General features: G+C 42.3%; 4 protein-coding genes. All 4 read right to left on the bottom strand.

Annotated elements, in window-relative coordinates:
- Nucleotides 1–190 precede the first annotated feature (190 nt).
- Entirely contained in the window at nt 191–1,609 is a 1,419-nt protein-coding gene (gene sufB / locus RWZ99_RS09125) for a Fe-S cluster assembly protein SufB (RefSeq protein ID WP_314678278.1), read from the bottom strand.
- A 79-nt stretch (nt 1,610–1,688) separates the two neighbouring features.
- Nucleotides 1,689–2,123 carry a Fe-S cluster assembly sulfur transfer protein SufU gene (sufU, locus tag RWZ99_RS09120; RefSeq protein ID WP_288563282.1) on the bottom strand — a complete coding sequence of 145 codons (435 nt, stop codon included), beginning with the start codon at nt 2,121–2,123 and terminating at the stop codon, nt 1,689–1,691.
- On the bottom strand, nt 2,110–3,342 hold the full coding sequence (locus RWZ99_RS09115; RefSeq protein WP_314678274.1) for a cysteine desulfurase: 1,233 nt from the start codon (nt 3,340–3,342) through the stop codon (nt 2,110–2,112). Before RWZ99_RS09115 ends, sufU begins: the two co-directional genes overlap by 14 nt.
- Nucleotides 3,343–3,395: 53 nt before the next feature.
- Nucleotides 3,396–3,698: SufD family Fe-S cluster assembly protein (locus tag RWZ99_RS09110; protein ID WP_314678272.1), on the bottom strand; the 303-nt coding region annotated here is incomplete at its 5' end.

Raw genomic sequence — 3,698 nt, 5'->3', positions numbered from 1 at the left:
AGACATCAAACGGTTGGGCTTTGGTTTTAGAAACTTCATCAACTTTAAGAAACGTATCTTCATCACTCTAAACATAAAAAAAGAGAAGACCTATCAGGTCCTCTCTAGATGTTAGCTTTTCGTCACCCACTACAGTTGACAAGGAGCCAAACAAAAAGGACCATATGGTCCCTTGAGATTATCAGAGTTTTTACCCAACTGATCCTTCCATTTCATAACTAATCAAGCGGTTAAGCTCAACAGCATATTCCATTGGAAGTTCTTTGGTAAATGGTTCCACAAATCCCATGACAATCATTTCAGTTGCTTCTTGTTCTGAAAGACCACGGCTCATGAGGTAGTAGAGCTGTTCTTCAGAAATCTTAGAAACTTTAGCTTCGTGTTCAAGTGCAACTTGTGAATTGTGGATTTCGTTGAATGGAATAGTGTCTGATTTAGACAAGTCATCCATCAAGATGGTGTCACATTCGATGTGAGATACCGATTTCTTAGAATCCTTGTTGAAGGTTACTTGTCCACGATAGTCAACCTTACCACCATTACGAGCGATTGATTTAGAAACAATAGATGATGATGTATGCGGTGCATTGTGAATCATCTTAGCCCCTGTATCTTGGTGTTGACCAGCATTGGCAAAGGCAATTGAAAGCATAGTACCACGTGCACCTTCACCATCAAGGTAAACAGATGGGTACTTCATGGTTACTTCAGCACCCAAGTTACCATCAATCCACTCAACAGTTGCGTTTTTCTTAGCCGTAGCACGTTTAGTTACCAAGTTGTAGACGCTATCTGACCAGTTTTGGATAGTTGAGTAGCGCATGTAGGCACCATCAAGTGCAAAGATTTCAACGATGGCCGCATGAAGGCTTGCCGTTGTGTAAGTAGGCGCTGTACATCCTTCAACATAGTGAACGCTGGCACCTTCATCAACAATGATAAGAGTACGTTCAAATTGAGCAGTTGCTTCGTTGTTAATACGGAAGTAGGTTTGAAGCGGAATATCTACCTTAACGCCTTTTGGTACATAAATAAAGGTACCACCTGACCAGAAGGCAGAGTTAAGGGCCGCAAATTTGTTATCTGTTGGCGGAACCAGTTTTGAGAAGTACTTCTTAAAGAGTTCTGGATACTCTTTAAGTGCTGAGTCTGTATCTGTAAAGATAATACCCAACTTGTCATACTCTTCTTTCATGTTGTGGTAAACCACTTCTGATTCATACTGAGCTGAGGCTCCAGCAAGATAGGCACGTTCTGCTTCTGGGATACCAATACGTTCAAAAGTTTCTTTGATTTTCTCAGGAACATCCTCCCAATCACGAGCAGGTTTGTCTGATGCCTTTTGGAAATAAGTCAGGTCATCAAAGTTAATACCAGAAAGGTCTGGACCCCACTCTTGCATAGGCATTTTGTTAAAGGTTTCCAATGATTTCAAGCGAAATTCGAGCATCCACTCAGGCTCCCCCTTTTCAGCAGACATAGCACGGACTACGTCTTCACTGATTCCTTTTCCTGTTGAAAAGACTGGTGTCACATCATCATGGAAACCATATTTATATTCCCCAAGATCAATGGGTTTTGGTTCTACTTTTTCATTTGTTTCAGTCATAGTATTTTCCTTTATTAAAGGTTTGATTCATTTTCTTTATTTAAGACTTGAGCAAGGAGTATAATTGCTCCATTGCTTCCTAGAGCTCACTTCTCTCTATAGCCTTTTTAAGGGCATTCCAAGAGAGCGTTGCACATTTGATACGTTGCGGAAATTTAGAAACCCCCGCCAAGAGCTTAGCCTCACCTAACTTATCCTCATCTACTTTATGATCCCCTTGAATCATAAGAGAGAAAATTTCTGCTAGTTCTAAAGCCTCTGCCTTGGTTTTACCAATAACCGCATCCGTCATCATGCTTGATGAGGCTGTAGAAATGGTACAACCATCACCAGCAAAGGCGATGTCTTCAATCACGTCACCATCAAATTTAACTGACAGATTGATAACATCTCCACATGTCGGATTATTCAGTTGAAGTTGCTCCACATCAGGCAGAACACCGTGATGGTGAGGGCTCTTAGAGTGGTCAGCCACAACAGCCATATATAAACTATCTAGTCTAGAGAGTGCCATTGAAAAACTCCTTCGTCGCAAGAATTGCCTCTACAAGCTTGTCACAATCCTCTTTAGTATTGTAAATATAGAAACTTGCACGGGCAGCCGATGAAATACCTAAATGATTGATTAAAGGTTGAGCACAGTGGTGACCCGCACGCACTGCCACCCCTTCATAGTCAAGGGCAGTCGCCACATCATGAGGATGCAGTCCATCAATATTAAAGGCAATAACACCCGCATGTTTGCCAGAATCTTCTGGCCCATATACCGTCAATCCCTCAATCGCTTGAAGCTTAGGCAAGACATAGTCTACCAACTCTTGCTCATAAGCATGAACATTTTCCATACCTAAAGCAGAGAGGTAGTCCACAGCAGCACCAAGAGCAATCGCCCCCGCAATGTTAGGTGTACCAGCCTCAAATTTCCAAGGCAGTTCCTTCCAAGTGGCTTCCTGTTCATAAACGAAATCAATCATCTCACCACCAAATTCGATAGGATTCATCTGGTTGAGAATCTCTTCTTTGCCATAGAGAACCCCAATTCCTGTTGGACCTAACATCTTATGTCCAGAAAGGGTGAAGAAATCACAATCTAAGTCCTGAACATCGATAGCCATGTGGGGCGCAGATTGGGCACCATCTACTACCATATAGGCACCAACTTGGTGAGCCATTTGTGCAATCTCTTTAACAGGATTGATGCAACCTAAAACGTTAGAGACCTGAGCTAGACTGACAAATTTTGTCTTTTCACTAATCTTATTAGCCAAGTCTTCCATATCCAACTGACCATCTTTCAAGTAGGCGTAAACAAGTTTAGCCCCCGTCTTCTTACAAGCTTCCTGCCAAGGTATGATATTAGAGTGGTGTTCCATAATTGAAATAACCACCTCATCTCCTGGTTCAAGAACCTGCTCTGCAAAACGACCAACCCAGTTAAGACCAGTTGTCGTTCCACGTGTAAAGAGAATCTCTTTAGTTGATTTGGCATTGATAAACTGGCGAATTTTTTCACGACTAGCTTCGTAAGCAGCTGTGGCACGCTCAGCCAAAGTGTGCACGCCACGGTGAACATTAGCATTGTCCTCACGATAATAGGCCATAAGGGCGTCCAAAACTACTTGAGGCTTCTGAGTCGTCGCTGCATTATCCAAGTATACCAAAGGTTCATCATTAACTACCTGATCTAAAATGGCAAAATCTTGTCGAATCTTATAGGCATCTAAAGCTGACATCTTATCTCCCTATCTAGATATATCATAGGTTAGACTATCTGCGTCGATAGCTCCTAACGTTTGTTTAGTTTTGTATCAGTTACAGAAATCATCTCGTCACGCACTTCCTTAACTGGGATTTCAGTGATAACTGCTCCCAAGAAACCGCGAATAACCAAGCGTTCTGCAGTGTCTTGATCAAGTCCACGACTCATGAGGTAGTACATATCCTCTGGATCCACCTGACCGATTGAAGCAGCGTGTCCTGCTGTAACTTCATTTTCATCAATCAAAAGGATTGGATTAGCGTCTGAACGGGCCTTATCAGAAAGCATAAGAACACGGCTTTCTTGTTGTGCATCAGCACCCTTAGCACC

The sequence above is a fragment of the uncultured Streptococcus sp. genome, assembly GCF_963545685.1.
GTDB lineage: Bacteria > Bacillota > Bacilli > Lactobacillales > Streptococcaceae > Streptococcus.
This window is presented reverse-complemented; position numbering and strand designations above follow the sequence as displayed.

Bases quoted from the DNA above. Each gene is read 5' to 3' on its own strand.
- sufB (WP_314678278.1), bottom strand. From the start codon at position 1,609: ATGACTGAAACAAATGAAAAAGTAGAACCAAAACCCATTGATCTTGGG.
- sufU (WP_288563282.1), bottom strand. From the start codon at position 2,123: ATGGCACTCTCTAGACTAGATAGTTTATATATGGCTGTTGTGGCTGAC.
- RWZ99_RS09115 (WP_314678274.1), bottom strand. From the start codon at position 3,342: ATGTCAGCTTTAGATGCCTATAAGATTCGACAAGATTTTGCCATTTTA.